Source organism: Alsobacter sp. (genome assembly GCF_059501845.1).
Map to the genome: position 1 here is coordinate 20,764 of NZ_JCACDK010000005.1, position 17,540 is coordinate 38,303.

The following is a 17,540-nucleotide window of genomic DNA, read 5'->3' on the forward strand; positions in this document are numbered from 1 at the left end:
GCGATGGCGGATGCGGCGGTGGCACAGGCGGGTGCGCGCGAGCCCGAGGGCACCGCGCCCTTCTCGGCGTTCGAGTGGATGGTGGCTGGGCGCTATCTGCGCGCCCGTCGCCGCGAGGGCTTCATCTCGGTCATCGCCGGATTCTCCTTCCTCGGCATCATGCTCGGCGTGGCGACGCTGATCATCGTCATGTCGGTGATGAACGGGTTCCGCAGCGAGCTGCTGAACAAGATCGTGGGCATCAACGGCCACATCTTCGCCGCGGCCGTCGATAAGCCGCTGACGGATTTCGCAGACGTGACCGACCGGATATCCAAGGCAGCCGGCGTGAAGTTCGCCTTCCCCATGGTCGAGGGGCAGGCACTCGCCTCCTCCCAGGCTGCCGCCGCCGGCGTCCTCGTGCGCGGCGTGCGGGAGGCCGACATCAAGCGCATCCCCTCGATCGGCGGCACGATCCGGCAGGGCACGCTGGACGGTTTCGACACGGCGGGCGGCGTCGCCTTGGGTAGGCGACTGGCCGAGCAGCTTTTCGTCCGCCCCGGCGACAGCGTCACGCTCACATCCCCGCGCGGGGCGGAGACGCCGTTCGGCGTCACGCCACGGATCAAGGCCTATCCTGTCGTGGCCGTGTTCGAGGTCGGGATGTCGGAGTTCGATGCCGGCTTCATCTACATGCCGCTCGCGGAGGCGCAGGCCTATTTCGGCCGCGAAGGCGACGTAACGGCCATCGAGGTCTATCTCGACAATGCCGACAGGATCGACGAAGGCAAGGCCGCCATCGATGCCGCCGCCGACCGGCCGCTGATCCTGTCCGACTGGCGCCAGCGCAACATGACCTTCTTCGGCGTGCTGAAGGTCGAGCGCAACGTCATGTTCGTGATCCTCCTCCTGATCGTGCTCGTGGCCGCGCTCAACATCGTGTCCGGCCTGATCATGCTGGTGAAGGACAAGAGCGCCGACATCGCGATCCTGCGCACCATGGGGGCTACGCGGGGCTCCATCATGCGCATCTTCCTGATCACGGGCGGCGCCATCGGCGTGGTCGGCACGCTGCTCGGCTTCCTGCTGGGGGTGGTGATCAGCATGAACCTCGGGGCGATCGTCGATGCCATTTCGAAGCTCTTCGACACCGATCTCTTCCCCGCCGAGTTCTACTTCCTCAGCCGCCTGCCATCGGAGATCGATCCGCGCGAGGTGACGACCATCCTGGTCCTGGCGCTCGTGCTCTCGCTCATCGCCACGCTCTATCCCTCATGGCGCGCCGCCCGGCTCGATCCGGTCGAGGCGCTGCGCTACGAGTGAGGCCTGCGTGTCCGGCGTCCCCGATCCCATTCTCTACCTCTGGCACGTCGAGCGGCGCTTTGCGGAGACGAAGGGCCACGCGCTCGAGGTTCTACGCGGGGCGGACCTCGCGGTCTGGGCCGGCCAGTCCGTCGCGCTGATCGCGCCGTCCGGCACCGGCAAGTCGACGCTCCTGCAACTCGCGGGCCTGTTGGAGAAGCCCGACGCGGGCGAGGTGTATATCGGCTCGCGCGGTACCGTCGAACTCGGCGATGACGAGCGCACGGCGCTGCGGCGCATCGAAATCGGCTTTGTCTACCAGGCGCATCACCTCCTGCCCGAGTTCACGGCGCTGGAGAACGTGATGCTGCCGCAGCTCATCCGCGGGCTGAAGCGCAAGGACGCTGCCGAACGTGCCGCCGGGCTGCTCTCCTATCTCGGCCTGGGCGAGCGGCTCGAGCACCGGCCGTCCGAATTGTCCGGCGGCGAGCAGCAGCGTGTCGCGATCGCCCGCGCCGTCGCGAACGCTCCCCGTATCCTGCTGGCGGACGAGCCGACGGGAAACCTCGACCCGCACACCTCCTCGCACGTGTTCGACACGCTGACGACCCTCGTGCGGCAGACCGGCCTCGCCGCCATCGTGGCGACGCACAACCTCGACCTTGCCGCGCGCATGGACAGGCGCGTGACGATCCGCGACGGGGTGGTGGTAGAGCTCGCGTGACGTAGTCGGCCTCGCGTCTGTTATCCCCGGCTGCCCAGAGGGCCGGGAAGGGGTCCAGTCCTTGCGCGGACCCCGTCTCCGTCCGAACCTCCCTTGCTCCCTTTTACGGCCTGCTATGCCGCCCGCCGGGACTGACTGGTCCGCAAAAGACCAGCCTCCGGCCGGCAATTAACCATAACGCAGCGTCTCGCCTGCCTGTGGATAAGCTGGGCATGACTTTCACTTGCGCGAGAACAAAAGACGAACATAATGAGCTCATGTCAAGAAAAGGAGTGAGCTTCATGCTTCGGCGTATCATCGAAGACGTTGCAGAGATCAGCGCGCTTGCCGCCTTTGCAGGGGCCGTTCTCATCTGGGCGCGCGCGTTCGGCGCCTGACGAGACCCGTCCCCAGCTTCGGGGCCGCAATGTCTGGACCAGGCGGGATCGAGGAGCCAAACTCCGGCCCGCGACTCGGCTGCATATCGGGCAGGGCTGCTGGCCGGGTGCCGCGAGCAAAGGGAGAAGGTGGTGGGACGCATCCTGCGCGACGTCGGGTTCGTGCATCTGCATGTGCATTCCTCCTTCTCCCTGCTGGAGGGGGCGCTGCGGGTCGACGACCTGAAGAAGCTCGCGCTGAAGGACCGCATGCCGGCCCTGGCGCTCACCGACACCAACAATCTCTTCGGTGCGCTGGAATTCTCCGAGAAGCTGTCTGGCGCCGGCGTCCAGCCCATCGTCGGCATCCAGCTCTCGGTCGAGATGGGGGACGAGAAGCCGGGGAGGGCGCAGCACCTCGTGGAGCGGCCCTGCATCGTGCTTCTCGCTGCGACGGCTGGCGGCTACGCCAACCTGATGCGCATTGGGTCGCTGGCCTACATGACGCCCGCTCCCGGCGAGCCGCCCCACCTCGCCCTCGACACCGTGCTCGACTATGCCGAAGGCCTGATCGCGCTGACGGGCGGTCCGTGCGGCCCGGTCGACAAGGCGCTGCAGGCCGGCCAGTCAGACCTCGCGCTGCAACGCCTCGACCGGCTGTTCGCCGGGTTCGGCGACAGGCTCTATGTCGAGATCCAGCGCCACGGCATCGCCGAGGAGGCGGCCATCGAGCCGGATCTCCTGGACCTCGCCTATCGCCGCGGCATACCGATCGTGGGGACGAACGAGCCGTTTTTCGGCAAGCCGGACGACTATGACGCTCATGACGCCCTGCTCGCCGTCGCGCAGGGACGGCTGGTCGCCGACGAGGAGCGCAGGCGCCTTACGCCGCGCCATGACTTCCGCACCCGCGCGGAGATGGTCGAGATCTTCTCGGACCTGCCGGAGGCGGCGGCCAACACCGTCGAGATCGCCATGCGCTGCGCCTTCCGGCCACGCACGGGCAAGCCGATCCTCCCCCGTTTCACGACCGGCGATGTCGAGGATCCCGACGAAGTGGTGAAGGCGGAGGCCGCCGAGCTGCGCCGGCAGGCGCAGGAGGGGCTTACCGCCCGGCTCGCCGCGCACGGCCCGGCGCCGGGCCTGACCGAGGAGGAGTACCGGGAGCGGCTGGACTTCGAACTCTCCGTCATCGAGCGGATGAAATATCCCGGCTACTTCCTGATCGTGGCCGACTTCATCCAGTGGGCGAAGGCGCACGGCATTCCGGTCGGTCCCGGCCGTGGATCAGGCGCGGGCTCGCTGGTGGCCTATGCGACCACGATCACGGATTTGGACCCGCTGCGCTTCGGCCTTCTCTTCGAGCGATTCCTGAACCCGGAACGCGTGTCGATGCCGGACTTCGACGTCGACTTCTGCCAGGAGCGGCGCGACGAGGTGATCCGCTACGTCCAGCAGCGCTACGGGCAGGACCGGGTGGCGCAGATCATCACCTTCGGCACCCTGCTCGCCCGCGGCGTCCTGCGCGACGTCGGGCGCGTTCTGCAGATGCCCTATGGGCAGGTCGACAAGCTGACCAAGCTCGTCCCGCAGAACCCGGCCAAGCCGGTGACGCTGGCGCAGGCCATCGAGGGCGAGCCGAAGCTGCAGGCCGCCGCGGCCGAGGAGCCGGTCGTCGCGCGGCTGCTGGAGATCTCGCAGAAGCTGGAGGGGCTCTACCGCCACGCCTCCACCCACGCTGCCGGCATTGTCATCGGGGACCGTCCGCTCGACCAGGTGGTGCCGCTCTACCGCGATCCGAAGTCGGATATGCCCGTCACCCAGTTCAACATGAAATGGGTGGAGCCGGCCGGCCTCGTGAAGTTCGACTTCCTCGGCCTGAAGACGCTGACAGTCCTCAAGACGGCGGTGGATCTGATCGCCCGGCGGGGCATCGCCATCGACCTCGCGGCCATCCCGCTCGATGACACGAAGACCTACGAGATGCTCGGCCGGGGCGAGACCGTCGCGGTGTTCCAGGTGGAATCGGCGGGCATGCGCCGGGCCCTCGTCGAGATGCGGGCGGACCGTTTCGAGGACATCATCGCTCTCGTCGCGCTGTACCGGCCGGGGCCGATGGCCAACATCCCCGTCTACTGCGCCCGCAAGCACGGCGAGGAGGAGCCGGATTACCTGCACCCCAAGCTGGAGGCGGTGCTCAGGGAGACGCAGGGCGTCATCATCTACCAGGAACAGGTGATGCAGATCGCGCAGATCCTGTCGGGCTACTCGCTCGGCGAGGCCGACCTGCTGCGCCGCGCCATGGGCAAGAAGATCAAGGCGGAGATGGACGCCCAGCGGGTGCGCTTCGTCACGGGCGCGGTGGAGCGCGGGCTGGACCAGGCGACCGCCGACACGATCTTCGACCTGCTGGCCAAGTTCGCCGACTACGGTTTCAACAAGTCGCATGCGGCCGCCTACGCCCTCGTGGCCTACCAGACGGCCTACCTGAAGGCGAACTACCCCGTCGAGTTCCTTGCGGCGTCGATGACGCTCGACATGTCGAACACCGACAAGCTCTCGGAATTCCGCCGGGAAGCTCAGCGTATCGGGATCAAGGTCCTGCCGCCCTCGGTCAACCACTCGGGCGTGACCTTCGACGTCACCCCGGACGGGCAGGGGGGGCTCACGATCCGCTATGCCCTCGCCGCCGTCAAGGGCGTGGGCTCGCAGGCGGTGGAGAGCATCGTCCAGGCCCGCGAGGGGCGTCCCTTTGCCGACCTCGCCGACTTCGCCCAGCGGCTGAACCCGCGGCTCGTCAACAAGCGCACGCTGGAAAGCCTGATCGCCGCCGGGGCCCTCGACGAGATCGAGCCGGAAAGGGCACGCGCCCATGCCGCGTTGGACTCGATCATGGCGGCTGCCGCGCGCTCGCACGAGGCGCTGTCGGCAGGCCAGGCGGACATCTTCGGGCGCGGCTCGGACACGCTCCGGCTCGCCCCGCACGCACCATGGACGGCGTCCGAAAGGCTGCAGCGGGAGTATGAGGCGATCGGCTTCTTTCTCACAGGCCATCCTCTCGACGACTACGACCCCGTGCTGAAGCGCCTGCGCGTACAGCGCTGGTCGGACTTCGCTCGCGCCGTGCGGGAGGGCGTCTCGATGGGCCGCGTCGCCGCTACCATCCTCGACCGGCAGGAACGCCGGACGAAGAGCGGCAACAAGATGGGGATCTTCGCCCTGTCGGATCAGAGCGGGCATTTCGAGGCCATCATCTTCCAGGAGGGCCTGAACCAGCTCCGCGACCTGCTGGAGCCCGGCCGGGCGGTCATCCTCACCCTGCAGGCGTCGGCCGAGGGCGAAGAGGTGCGCGCCCGCATCCAGGGCGCCGAGCCGCTCGACGCCGCGGCCGCCAAGCTGCCCTCGTCGATGCGCATCTTCCTGAGGGACGACAAGCCCTTGCCCTCCATCGCGGAGAGGTTGCGCGAACGCGGCGACGGAGAAGTGGCCCTGATCGTCATGGTCGACGGCGGCCAGCGCGAGGTGGAAATCCGCCTGCCCGGACGCTACAAGGCCACGCCCCAGATCGCTGGTGCGCTCAAGGCTGTCCCGGGAGTGGTGACGGTCGAGTACGCCTGATCCGGGGATGCGGCGGGCCGGTCTGCGGGCCTCGCCCTTGCCATGGCTTCCCGTCTTGTAGTAAGAGCCGCCCCATTCCACACGCGGGAGCAAGGCTTCGGCCGTTCCGGTGACCGGGCATGTGTCCGGTTCACGTCCCGCGGAGGCTCGAACCGGAGAATTACGCAGATGGCTCTGCCAGACTTCAGCATGCGCCAGCTCCTGGAAGCAGGCGCGCATTTCGGCCACCAGGCCCACCGCTGGAACCCGAAGATGGCTCCGTTCATCTTTGGCGAGCGCAACAACATCCACATCCTGGATCTCGCCCAGACGGTGCCGATGCTTCATCGCGCGCTGCAGGCGATTTCCGACACGGTCGCCGCCGGCGGCCGCGTGCTGTTCGTCGGCACGAAGCGCCAGGCGTCCGATGCCATCGCCGATGCCGCGAAGCGTTCGGCCCAGTACTACGTCAACTCCCGCTGGCTCGGCGGCATGCTGACGAACTGGAAGACGATCTCGGGCTCCATCCAGCGCCTTCGCAAGGTGGATGAGATCCTCGGCGGCGGTGCCCAGGGCCTCACCAAGAAAGAGCGCCTCATGCTCGCCCGCGAGAAGGAGAAGCTCGAGCGCGCTCTCGGCGGCATCAAGGACATGGGCGGCATTCCCGACCTGCTGTTCGTGATCGACACGAACAAGGAGGCCTTGGCCATCAAGGAGGCGCAGCGCCTCGGCATCCCGGTCGCCGCCATCGTCGATTCGAACTGCGACCCCGACGGCATCACCTTCCCGGTTCCGGCCAATGACGACGCCGGCCGCGCCATCGCCTTCTACTGCGACCTGATCTCGCGCGCCGCCATCGACGGCATCTCGCGCGGCCAGGGTTCGAGCGGGCACGACGTCGGTGCTTCCGCCGAGCCGATGGTGGAAGAGCTTCCCCCGGCCGAGACGGGCTCGCCCACCGGTGAGGCCTTCGAGCTGCTCACCGCCCCGCGCGGCGCGCCGGACGACCTGTCCCGCCTGTCGGGCATGGGCCCGCAGCACGAGAAGAACCTCAACGACGCTGGCATCTTCCATTACTGGCAGGTTGCCGCCATGTCGCCGGAGGACGTCGCCAAGGTCGACCAGCTCGCAAAGCTCGGCGGCCGGATCGACCGCGAGGGCTGGGTTCAGCAGGCCCGCTCGTTCCTCGAGAACGCCTGATACCGGCGGGACCCGCCCCGCGGGTCCTTCCCTGCCGCGCCGCGGCCCCGCCGGGGCGGACCTGTGAGACAGGCTTCCGCCCCGACTGTCATGAGCACGGGGCGCGAGGGTGAGATCAACGGCGGCGCCTGCCGCCCGGGCGACAAGGCCGGTCCCGGCTCGCGCCCAAGACATCGAATTGAAAGGGGTGAGACCCATGGCCACGATCACCGCCGCTTTGGTGAAGGACCTGCGCGAGAAGACCGGCGCGGGCATGATGGACTGCAAGGCCGCTCTGGAGGCCAATGGCGGCGACGTCGAGGCCGCCATCGACTGGCTGCGCAAGAAGGGCCTCGCCAAGGCCGCCAAGAAGTCCGGCCGCGTCGCTGCCGAGGGCCTGGTCGCCGTGGCGGTGCGCGACAACCGTGGCGTTGTCGTCGAGGTGAACTCGGAGACGGACTTCGTCGCCCGCAACGAGGAGTTCCAGGCCCTGGTGCGCACCATCGCCGACGTCGCTCTCGAGAAGAAGGCGGACACGGAGGCGCTGCTCGGCACGCACTATCCCGGCGGCGGCACGGTGCAGGACGCCGTCTCGAACGCCATCGCGACGATCGGCGAGAACATGACGCTGCGTCGCGCGGCTGAACTGTCGGTCAGCCATGGCGTGGTCGGCCAGTACATTCATGGCTCCGTCGCCCCGGGCCTGGGCAAGATCGGTGTCATCGTCGCGCTGGAATCGACCGGTTCCACCGAGGAACTGACGGCGCTCGGGCGCATGCTCGCCATGCATGTCGCCGCCGCGAGCCCCTCCGCCCTCGACTCGTCCGGCCTCGACCCTGCCGTCGTGGCGCGCGAGAAGGCCGTGCTGGCGGACAAGAATGCCGGCAAACCCGCCAACGTCCTCGAGAAGATCGTCGAGAGCGGGCTGAAGACCTACTACAAGGAGGTCTGCCTCCTCGATCAGGTCTACATCCACGACGGCTCCAAGTCGGTCGCCCAGGCGGTGAAGGAGAGCGAGGGCCGCGTCGGCGCCCCGGTCAAGGTCACAGGCTTCCATCGCTATGCGCTTGGCGAGGGCATCGAAAAGCAGGAATCGGACTTCGCGGCCGAGGTCGCGGCCGCGGCCGGCGGCCAGGCTTGAGCCTTGCGGGCGGCTTCGGCCGCCCGTTTCGTTTCTGGCGGCTTCTGGAGGTTCGGTATGGCGGCGCAGCACCGGCGCATTCTGGTGAAGCTTTCCGGCGAGGCGTTGATCGCCCCGGACGGCTATTGGCTGAACCCCCAGACCCTGTCGACGCTCGCCGCGGATCTCGCCGCCGCACGGCTCGCGGGCTTTGAACTCGCGGTCGTCATCGGCGGCGGCAACGTCATCCGCGGCGCAAAGGTGGGCGCCGCCGGCTGGATCGACCGCGCCACGGCCGACGCCATGGGCATGCTGGCCACCGTCATGAACTCCATCGCCCTGGAGAGCGCGCTGGAGGCGGCCGGTGCGCCCGCGCGCACCATGTCTGCGGTGGCGATGCCGTCGATCTGCGAGACCTATGCGCGGCAGCCCGCCTTGCATCACCTCACCAAGGGCCGCGTCGCCGTATTGGGCGGCGGTACCGGCAACCCGTTCTTCACGACAGACACGGCGGCGGTTCTCCGGGCCGTCGAGCTGAAGTGCGACGCGGTGCTGAAGGCCACGCAGGTCGATGGCGTGTACAGCGCCGATCCCAAGAAGGACCCGAGCGCAACCCGCTTTTCCACGCTGACCCACGATGAGGCGATCACGCGCGACCTCAAGGTGATGGACACCGCCGCCTTCGCGCTTGCCCGCGAGAACCGGCTTGCAGTCATCGTCGGTTCTGCTCACGGTCCAGGCGCGATCACGTCCATCCTCCGGGGCGAGGCTCCCTCGACGCTCGTCACGCCCTGACAGGCGGGCCGTCACGCCCGTGGTACCCTGTTCGGTGCGGTGTGCGCTCTCTTCGGCACTTGAACAGAGTGACGCGGCGGCGTAAGCCCAAGATCATCCTCAAGAACAAGCAACGCGGACGCATCGATGACAACCTCGTTCGATCTCGCCGACGTGAAGCGCCGAATGCAGGGCGCCTTCTCCTCCTTCAAGAGCGATCTTGCGAGCCTGCGCACGGGGCGCGCTTCCGCGAACCTGCTGGATCCCATCCAGGTCGATGCCTATGGCAGCCTGATGCCGCTGAACCAGGTGGCCACCGTCAATGTGCCCGAACCCCGCCTGATCTCGGTTCAAGTGTGGGACCGGTCCATGGTCAAGGCCGTGGAAAAGGCGATCCGCGACAGCAACCTCGGCTTCAACCCCGACACGGAGGGGCAGGTGCTGCGCATCCGGATTCCGGAGCTGAATGAGCAGCGTCGCAAGGAACTCGTAAAGGTTGCGCATAAATATGCTGAGGAAGCCCGCGTCGCGGCGCGCCACGTCCGCCGGGACGGGCTCGATCAGCTGAAGAAGCTCGAGAAGGATGGTCATGTCAGCCAGGATGAGCTCGACCGCCATTCCGAGCAGGTGCAGAAGGCGACCGACCAGACCATCGCCGAGATCGATGCCGCACTGGCGACCAAGGAAAAGGAAATCATGCACGTCTGAGCGGCGGATCGAGGCGGAGGCCCGGCATGTCTGACTGGTCTGAAGCCGAGACCACTCTTCGCGCCCGCGCCATCGGCGTTCCGGCGCATGTGGCGATCATCATGGACGGAAACGGCCGCTGGGCCTCGGCTCGGGGCCTCCCGCGGCTCGAGGGCCATCGGCGCGGCGTCGAGGCGCTGCGGCGGACCGTATCGAACGCCGCTACGCTCGGCATCCGCTATCTCACGGTCTACAGCTTCTCGTCGGAGAACTGGCGCCGCCCGGCGCAGGAGGTCAGCGACCTCATGGGGCTGCTCAAGCGGTTCATCCGCAAGGATCTCGCCGAGCTTCACCGCCAGGGAGTTCGGGTGCGCATCGCCGGGTCGCGCGAGCGCCTGTCCGACGACATCGACTCGCTGCTCGACGAGGCGGAGAACCTGACGCGGGACAACACCGGGCTGACCCTGGTGATCGCCTTCAACTACGGCGCCCGCCAGGAGATGCTGCGCGCTGCCGCGAGCCTCGCCCGTGACGTAGCCGAAGGCAGGCTTTCGCCCCGCGACATCGACGAGGACGCCTTTTCCTCCCGCCTCGAGACTGCCGGCATCCCCGATCCTGATCTTGTGATCCGCACGTCGGGCGAGATGCGCCTCTCCAACTTTCTGCTCTGGCAGGCGGCGTATGCCGAGTTCGTCTTCACTCCCGTTCTCTGGCCCGATTTTGACATGGCCGCGCTTCAAGATGCGGTCGCCGAGTTCCGCCTGCGCGACCGCCGCTACGGCGGTCTGTCGACGCGGGCGGGAGCGGCTTCTTGACCGACCAGCCCGGCTCTGCCGCGCCCGCAGGCCGGACCACATCGGAACTGGCGCTTCGCATCGTGTCCGCGCTCGTCATGGCCGCGCTGGCGCTTGGTGCAGCGTGGTGGGGCGGGGCGCCTTTCGCGGTGTTCTGGACACTGGCTGCCATTCTTCTCCTGCGTGAGTGGCTGGCCGTCGTCGGCACGAAGGGGTGGCAGCTTACGGCCGGCTGGCTGGCTGGGGCCGTCGCCATCGCGGCCGCGGGCGTCTTCGCGGAATCTCAGGCGGTCGGCCTCCTGCCGGTTCTGATCCTCCTGGCCGGCGCTGTTATCGCCGGGATTCTCGCGCCTGGCCCGGCCCGCCTGCCGGCTTTCGCGGGCGTGTTCTATGCCGCCGTCATCGCCGTCGTCCCCGTCGAGGTGCGCGGCAACCAGGCGCACGGGCTGGTCGCTGTGCTGTGGATGTTCGCCATCACCTGGGGCACCGACATCATCGCCTACTTCACCGGGCGCTCGATCGGCGGGCCGAAGCTATGGCCGCGGCTGAGCCCGAAGAAGACCTGGTCGGGATTTATCGGCGGTGTCATCGGGGGCGCCGCTGCGGGCGTGGCCCTCGTGCAGGTGGCGCGCTATCACTACGGCCTCGGCTGGTATTCGGAGATGGCGCTGGTGATCCTGTCCGTCCTTGCGGCGGTGCTCTCCCAAGGGGGCGACCTGCTGGAGTCCGCGCTGAAGCGTCGATACGGGGTCAAGGATGCCGGCCATCTCATCCCGGGGCATGGTGGCGTGATGGACAGGCTCGATTCGTTCTTTGCCGTGTGCGTGCTCATGGGTGTGCTCCTGCACGCCGGGCCGGGGCCTGGCTGATGGCCGGTCAGTCGGCCCGCCTCGTGATTCTCGGGGCGACAGGGTCAGTCGGCCGCTCCACGCTGGCAGTCGTGGCGGAGCATCGCGAGCGCTTTCCGGTCGAGGCCGTGGCGGCCTACAGCGACGCGGAGGGCCTCGCGGCGATCGCGAGGGAATTCGGCGCGCGGCTCGCCGTCGTCGCCGACCCCGGCGCCTACCGCGCTCTCGCCGATGCGCTCGCCGGAAGCGGGATCGAGGCTGCTGCCGGCGAGGAGGCGGTGGTCGCGACGGCGGCCTCGGCGCCGGCCGACATCGTGGTCGCCGCCATCGCGGGCACGGCGGGAATGCGCGCCACTCACGCCGCGGTGCGCGAGGGCCGCAGGGTGGCGCTCGCCAACAAGGAATGTCTCGTCTGTGCCGGCTCGGCCTTCATGCGCGACGCCAGGGCAGCCGCAGCCACTGTCCTGCCGGTCGATTCCGAGCACAACGCGATCTTCCAGGCACTCGGTGGTCACGACGCCGACGACATTGACCGCATGATCCTCACGGCGTCCGGCGGCCCCTTCAGGGATTGGCCGGCCGATAAGATCGCGATGGCCAGGCCCGAGGAGGCGCTTGCGCACCCGAACTGGTCCATGGGCGCCAAGATCACGGTTGATTCCGCCTCGCTCATGAACAAGGGGCTCGAGGTCATCGAAGCCCATCACCTGTTCGGGGTGCCCGCCCGGCGCCTCGGTGTGCTGATCCACCGCCAGTCGATCGTGCACGGTCTGGTCACGTTCCGCGATGGCTCAGTCACAGCAGGGCTCGCCATGCCGGATATGCGGGTTCCGATCGCGCATTGCCTCGGCTACCCCGAGCGGCTCGGCGTGGCGACGCCGCGGCTCGACCTCGCCGCCATCGGCCGGCTCGACTTCGCGGAAGCCGACATCGCGCGTTTCCCGGCGCTCGGCCTCGCTCTCGCGGCCCTGGAAGGGGGCGGGTCCCTGGCCACGGTCATGAACGCCGCCAACGAGGTGGCTGTCGCCGCCTTCCTGGGGCGCTCCCTTCCGTTTGGCGGCATCGCGCGGGTCGTCGAGGCGACAATGGCGCGGGTTGGCCGGTCGGGAGCGGGCGAGGAGCCGGCAAGCGTCGACGACGCACTCGCCATCGACGTCGAGGCACGCGCCGTCGCCCGGGAATTCGTTATGTCTCCGGCCGGGATTGCCGCAACTGCGACACATTAACTACTGATTCACCCTAGGTCGCCGGACTTACGGATTGCGGCTAGGATGCGCGCACCCGACACATCTCCGTCGACGGGTGCAGAAGAGGACACGACATGGACGTGGTGGGTGCCCTGCATGGGCTCGTGAACATGGCTGGCGGATATCTGGTTCCTTTCCTCTTCGTCCTCATCGTCGTCGTTTTCGTGCATGAATTCGGCCATTTCATCGTAGGCCGCTGGTGCGGCATCCGCGTCCAGACCTTCTCCATCGGCTTCGGGCCCGAGCTGTTCGGCTGGACCGACCGCAAGGGAACGCGCTGGCGCTTTGCGGCGATTCCGCTCGGCGGCTACGTCAAGTTCTTCGGCGACGCCAACGCGGCCTCCATGCCCGACGGATCGCTGCAGGAGTTCACGCCTGAGGAGAAGGCGGTGAGCTTCCATTTCCAGCCGGTCTGGAAGCGGGCGGCGGTCGTGGCGGCCGGCCCCATCGCAAACTTCATCCTTGCCATCGTCGTCTTCGCTTCGATCAATCTGGTTTATGGAAAACAGATCGTTACGCCACGCATCGACCAGGTTTTGCCCGGCACCGCGGCCGAGCGGGCCGGCCTGAAGCCTGGCGACCTCATCGTGTCGATCGACGGCTCCGAGATCGACAGTTTCGCCGACATGCAGCGCATCGTGTCGACCTCGCCCGGCGTGCCGCTCGCCTTCGTGGTGCAGCGCGGCAACCAGGAGGTGGCGCTGACGGCGACACCCGAACTCAAGATCGAATCGACGTCTTTCGGCAAGCAGCGGCTCGGAAAACTGGGCGTCAGCGGGTCTCGCGACCCTGCCGACGTCCGGACGCTCTCGATGGGGCCCGCGACGGCCGTCTCGGCCGCCGTCGGCGAAACGTGGTTCATCATCGAGCGCACGGGAGCCTATGTCCGCGGGCTCTTCGCCGGGACGGAATCGACCGACCAGCTGTCGGGCCCCATCCGCATCGCGCAGGTGTCGGGCGAGGTGGCGCAGGCGGGCATTGCGGCGCTCCTCAACCTTGCCGCGATCCTCTCAGTTTCTATCGGTCTTATTAACCTGGTTCCCGTACCTTTGCTGGACGGGGGACACCTCCTCTACTACGCCGTCGAGGCGGCGAGGGGGCGGCCTCTGAGTGAACGAGTTCAGGAGTTTGGCTTCCGGATCGGCCTTGGCCTGGTGGTGATGCTGATGCTGTTCACCACCGTCAACGACCTGCTGCACCTCGTCTCGCTTTAACCCGATGCTAAGTGTCTCGTCGGACACGCCAGCTGGGAAACGGGCGATTCGTTAGGAATCTAAGTTTGCAGGGCTGCTGAAAATTTGTAGAAGCGACGGGTACATCCGGGGAGTCCGGGCGCGCCTGTCGGGCCTACCGGAAACCACAGAAGAGGGCGGGTAACTCGATGACAGTCGAGAAATTAGGCCACCGGCGTTCCATGCGGGGCCTGTTGAACACCGCGGCGAGCATCGCCCTTCTCGTGTCGGTCGCGGCTCCGGCATTTGCCGAGAGCATCGTCGTTCAGGGAAATCGGCGCGTCGACACGGAGACCATCCGCTCCTATGCGACGGGTGTTTCGCCTGCCCAGGCCCAAAAGGACCTGTTGGCGACGGGGCTTTTTTCCAGCGTTAGCGTGTCCCAGCGGGGCGGCAGCCTGGTCATCTCCGTGCGGGAGAACGACGCGATCAACCGTGTCGTGTTCCAGGGCAACAAGAAGCTGAAATCCGACCAGCTGTCGCAGGAGGTCCAGTCGAAGGACCGCGGCGCCTTCAGCCAGGCCACCGTCGATTCCGACGTCCAGCGCCTTAAGGATGTCTACGCCCGCAGCGGCCGCGGCCTCGCCCAGGTGTCGGCCCAGATCGTGCCGCTCGACAATGGCCGCGTGGACGTCGTCTTCAACATCGTCGAGGGCGACAAGACCGGCGTGAAGTCGATCGAGTTCATCGGCAACAACCACTATTCATCCAGCCGCCTTCGCGACCAGATGACCACGACGGAAAGCAATTTCCTGTCGTGGCTGAAGAACACCGACGTCTACGATCCCGACAAGATCCAGACCGACCTCGAGCAGGTCCGCCGCTTCTACCTGAAGCACGGCTATGCGGACTTCCGCGTCGTCAACACGGACGTGCAGTTCGACCAGGCCGCCGGCGGCTACAAGGTCATCATCACGGTCGAGGAAGGCGAGCAGTACAAGGTCGGCAACGTCGCCGTCGACTCGCGCATCCCCGATGTCGAATCGCAGCGGCTAGACAAGCTCGTCGAGACGACGAGCGGCTCGACCTACAATGCCGAGGATGTCGAGAAGACCCTCACCAAGATCACGACCGAGGTCGCGAGCAAGGGCTACGCCTTCGCTCAGGTTCGCCCGCAGGGCAACCGCAACCCGGCCGACGGCACGATCGGCATCACCTACGTCGTGGAAGAGGGGCCGCGCGTCTACATCGAGCGCCTCAACATCCGCGGAAACACCCGCACGCGCGACTATGTTATCCGTCGCGAGTTCGACGTGGGCGAGGGTGACGCCTTCAACAAGGTTCTGGTGGACAAGGCTGAGCGCCGGCTGAACAATCTCGGCTACTTCAAGCGCGTCCGCATCACCACCGAGCCGGGCTCGACCCCGGACCGCGTGATCGTCAACGTGGATGTCGAGGACCAGCCCACCGGCCAGTTCTCGGTCTCCGGCGGCTACTCGACGACGGACGGCTTCATCGCCGAGGTCGCGGTGTCCGAGACGAACTTCCTCGGCCGCGGCCAGTATGTCCGCCTTGCCGCCTCGACCGGCCAGTACAGCAAGGGCGTGGAGTTCAACTTCACCGAGCCGTACTTCCTCGAGCGCCGGATGGCGGCCGGCTTCGACCTGTTCTCGAAGCAGAGCGACAACACCCGCTACTCCTACTACGAGAACACCATGACGGGCGGCACGCTCCGCCTGGGTCTGCCTCTCACCGAGGAAACGTCTGTTCTGTTCCGGTACTCGCTGTACCAGCAGGACGTGACGATCCCGAACACCGAGAGCAAGCCGTTCAATGACTGCTGGTACAATGTCGGGTACGGAACGTCGTATCCGAACTGCGTGAACAACGGCGAGGCATCGATCGCGCTGAAGCAGAGCCAGGGCAAGTCGATCACCTCGCTCGTCGGGTACACGCTCGCCTACAACACGCTCGACAACAACCGGAATCCTCGTTCCGGTCTCTACGCCGAGCTGAAGCAGGACTTCGCGGGTCTGGGCGGCGACAGCCGGTTCATCCGTACAACCGGCGAAGTGCGGTACTACCACGAGCTCACCGACGACTTCGTCGGCATGCTGAAAGTCCAGGGCGGCAATATCTTCGGCAACGACCTGCGGATCGTCGACCAGTTCTTCATGGGACCGTCGCTGGTTCGCGGCTTTGCGCCGTCGGGCATCGGCCCGCGTGACGCTTCGGACCCGAAGAACAACGCGCTGGGCGGCACGACCTATTTCGGCGGCAGCGCCGAGGTACAGTTCCCGCTGTTCGGCCTGCCGCGTGAATTCGGCATGAAGGGCGCCGTCTTCGCGGATGCAGGTACGCTGTTCGGCTACGACGCCGGCACGAACTTTGCCGACATTGCTCCCTACCAGTACTGCCCCGGCGGAAGCTCGAGCAGCTGGACCAAGCAGCCCACCTGCCTGACCGTTCTCGACAGCCACACGATCCGCTCGTCGGTTGGCGCCTCGCTGCTCTGGCAGTCGCCTCTCGGACCGATCCGCTTCGACCTCGCCTATCCCATCACCAAGGCGACCGGCGACCGTACGCAGATCTTCCGCTTCACGGGCGGCACCTCCTTCTGATATTGGCTGCCGGCCCGGGTATCGTCCCGGGCCGGCAGCCGTGAGTCCCTGATGTCCGACCCCGTCTTCTTCCGCCTCGCGGCGCCCTTGTCGCTGGCCGACATCGCAGCGCTCACAGGGGCGCAGATCGCGACGGGCGATCCCGCAACGCTGGTCACCGGCGTGGCGCCTCTCGACAGGGCCGGAACCGGCGACCTCGTTTTCCTCGACAATCCCCGCTACGCCTCCGAACTCGGCGCGACCCGCGCTACGGCTTGCCTCGTTTCGCAGCGCTTCGCCGAGCGGGTGCCGGACGGCGTCGCGGCACTCGTCACCGCACAGCCCTACAGGGCCGTTGCAGCCGTCACGTCGAAGCTGTTTCCCTCCGCGGACCGGCCCGGCAGCGTGTTCGAGGCCTCGGGCATCTCGCACGGCGCCATGGTGCACCCCCAGGCACGCCTGGAGCCGGGTGTCACGGTGGATCCAGGTGCCGTGGTCGGGCCAGGCGCCGAGATCGGGGCGGGCACCGTGATCTGCTCCACAGCCGTCATCGGCCCCAACGTCCGTGTCGGCCGGGACTGCTCCATCGGGGCTGGCGCCACCGTCCTCAACGCCCTGTTAGGCGATCGCGTCATCCTCCACGGGGGCGTGCGCATCGGCCAGGACGGCTTCGGCTTCGCGCTGGGGATGCAGGGTCACCTCAAGGTGCCGCAGGTCGGCCGCGTGATCATCCAGAACGACGTGGAGATCGGCGCCAATTCGACGGTCGATCGCGGCGCCAACCGCGACACCGTGATCGGCGAGGGCACCAAGATCGACAATCTCGTCCAGATTGGCCACAACGTCGTCATCGGGCGCCATTGCGTGATCGTCGCCCAGGCCGGCATTTCCGGCAGCGTCACGATCGAGGATTTCGTCGCCCTGGGCGGCCAGGTCGGCGTCGTTGGTCATGTCCGCATCGGCGCAGGCGCACAGATCGCAGGGTCGAGCAACGTCGCTGGTGATGTGCCGCCGGGATCACGCTGGGGAGGAACCCCCGCCAAGCCGGTCAAGGACTGGTTCCGGGAGTTGACGCTCGTCAGCAATCTTGCGAAGCGGAGAGGCGCCGCGCCCGAGCCCGGAGCCGGCGATTGAGGCCGGCGTCCCGGAGGGTGCCGCATG

13 protein-coding genes are annotated in these 17,540 nt (G+C 67.3%); all 13 read left to right on the forward strand.

Annotated elements, in window-relative coordinates:
• Positions 1–3 precede the first annotated feature (3 nt).
• The 13 genes from AC5JCN_RS05365 (at position 4) to lpxD (ending at position 17,513) form a co-directional block, all read left to right on the forward strand.
• Positions 4–1,302, forward strand: a complete 1,299-nt coding sequence (locus AC5JCN_RS05365) for a lipoprotein-releasing ABC transporter permease subunit (RefSeq protein WP_495753998.1) — start codon at positions 4–6, stop codon at positions 1,300–1,302.
• Positions 1,303–1,309: 7 nt separating this feature from the next.
• Positions 1,310–2,005 carry an ABC transporter ATP-binding protein gene (locus AC5JCN_RS05370; RefSeq protein ID WP_495753999.1) on the forward strand — a complete coding sequence of 232 codons (696 nt, stop codon included), beginning with the start codon at positions 1,310–1,312 and terminating at the stop codon, positions 2,003–2,005.
• A 509-nt stretch (positions 2,006–2,514) separates the two neighbouring features.
• Complete coding sequence (dnaE, locus tag AC5JCN_RS05375) at positions 2,515–5,979, forward strand: DNA polymerase III subunit alpha (protein ID WP_495754000.1); 3,465 nt, start codon at positions 2,515–2,517, stop codon at positions 5,977–5,979.
• Positions 5,980–6,147: 168 nt separating this feature from the next.
• Positions 6,148–7,158: a 30S ribosomal protein S2 gene (locus AC5JCN_RS05380; RefSeq protein WP_495754001.1), complete on the forward strand. Its 1,011-nt coding sequence runs from the start codon at positions 6,148–6,150 to the stop codon at positions 7,156–7,158.
• Between the two features lie 196 nt (positions 7,159–7,354).
• Entirely contained in the window at positions 7,355–8,278 is a 924-nt protein-coding gene (gene tsf, locus AC5JCN_RS05385) for a translation elongation factor Ts (RefSeq protein ID WP_495754002.1), read from the forward strand.
• A 57-nt stretch (positions 8,279–8,335) separates the two neighbouring features.
• On the forward strand, positions 8,336–9,052 hold the full coding sequence (gene pyrH, locus AC5JCN_RS05390) for a UMP kinase (protein ID WP_495754003.1): 717 nt from the start codon (positions 8,336–8,338) through the stop codon (positions 9,050–9,052).
• A 126-nt stretch (positions 9,053–9,178) separates the two neighbouring features.
• Entirely contained in the window at positions 9,179–9,739 is a 561-nt protein-coding gene (gene frr / locus AC5JCN_RS05395; RefSeq protein ID WP_495754004.1) for a ribosome recycling factor, read from the forward strand.
• Positions 9,740–9,765: 26 nt separating this feature from the next.
• Positions 9,766–10,533 carry an isoprenyl transferase gene (locus tag AC5JCN_RS05400; protein WP_495754005.1) on the forward strand — a complete coding sequence of 256 codons (768 nt, stop codon included), beginning with the start codon at positions 9,766–9,768 and terminating at the stop codon, positions 10,531–10,533.
• On the forward strand, positions 10,530–11,381 hold the full coding sequence (locus tag AC5JCN_RS05405; protein WP_495754006.1) for a phosphatidate cytidylyltransferase: 852 nt from the start codon (positions 10,530–10,532) through the stop codon (positions 11,379–11,381). Before AC5JCN_RS05400 ends, AC5JCN_RS05405 begins: the two co-directional genes overlap by 4 nt.
• Positions 11,381–12,586, forward strand: a complete 1,206-nt coding sequence (dxr, locus tag AC5JCN_RS05410; RefSeq protein ID WP_495754007.1) for a 1-deoxy-D-xylulose-5-phosphate reductoisomerase — start codon at positions 11,381–11,383, stop codon at positions 12,584–12,586. The genes AC5JCN_RS05405 and dxr overlap by 1 nt, the downstream gene beginning before the upstream one ends.
• Before the next feature lie 95 nt (positions 12,587–12,681).
• Entirely contained in the window at positions 12,682–13,821 is a 1,140-nt protein-coding gene (gene rseP, locus AC5JCN_RS05415) for an RIP metalloprotease RseP (RefSeq protein ID WP_495754008.1), read from the forward strand.
• A gap of 200 nt (positions 13,822–14,021) precedes the next feature.
• Entirely contained in the window at positions 14,022–16,400 is a 2,379-nt protein-coding gene (bamA, locus tag AC5JCN_RS05420) for an outer membrane protein assembly factor BamA (protein ID WP_495754009.1), read from the forward strand.
• A gap of 51 nt (positions 16,401–16,451) precedes the next feature.
• The gene (gene lpxD / locus AC5JCN_RS05425) at positions 16,452–17,513 is read left to right on the forward strand and encodes a UDP-3-O-(3-hydroxymyristoyl)glucosamine N-acyltransferase (RefSeq protein WP_495754010.1); all 1,062 of its coding nucleotides are present in this window, start codon (positions 16,452–16,454) and stop codon (positions 17,511–17,513) included.
• Positions 17,514–17,540: the final 27 nt, after the last annotated feature.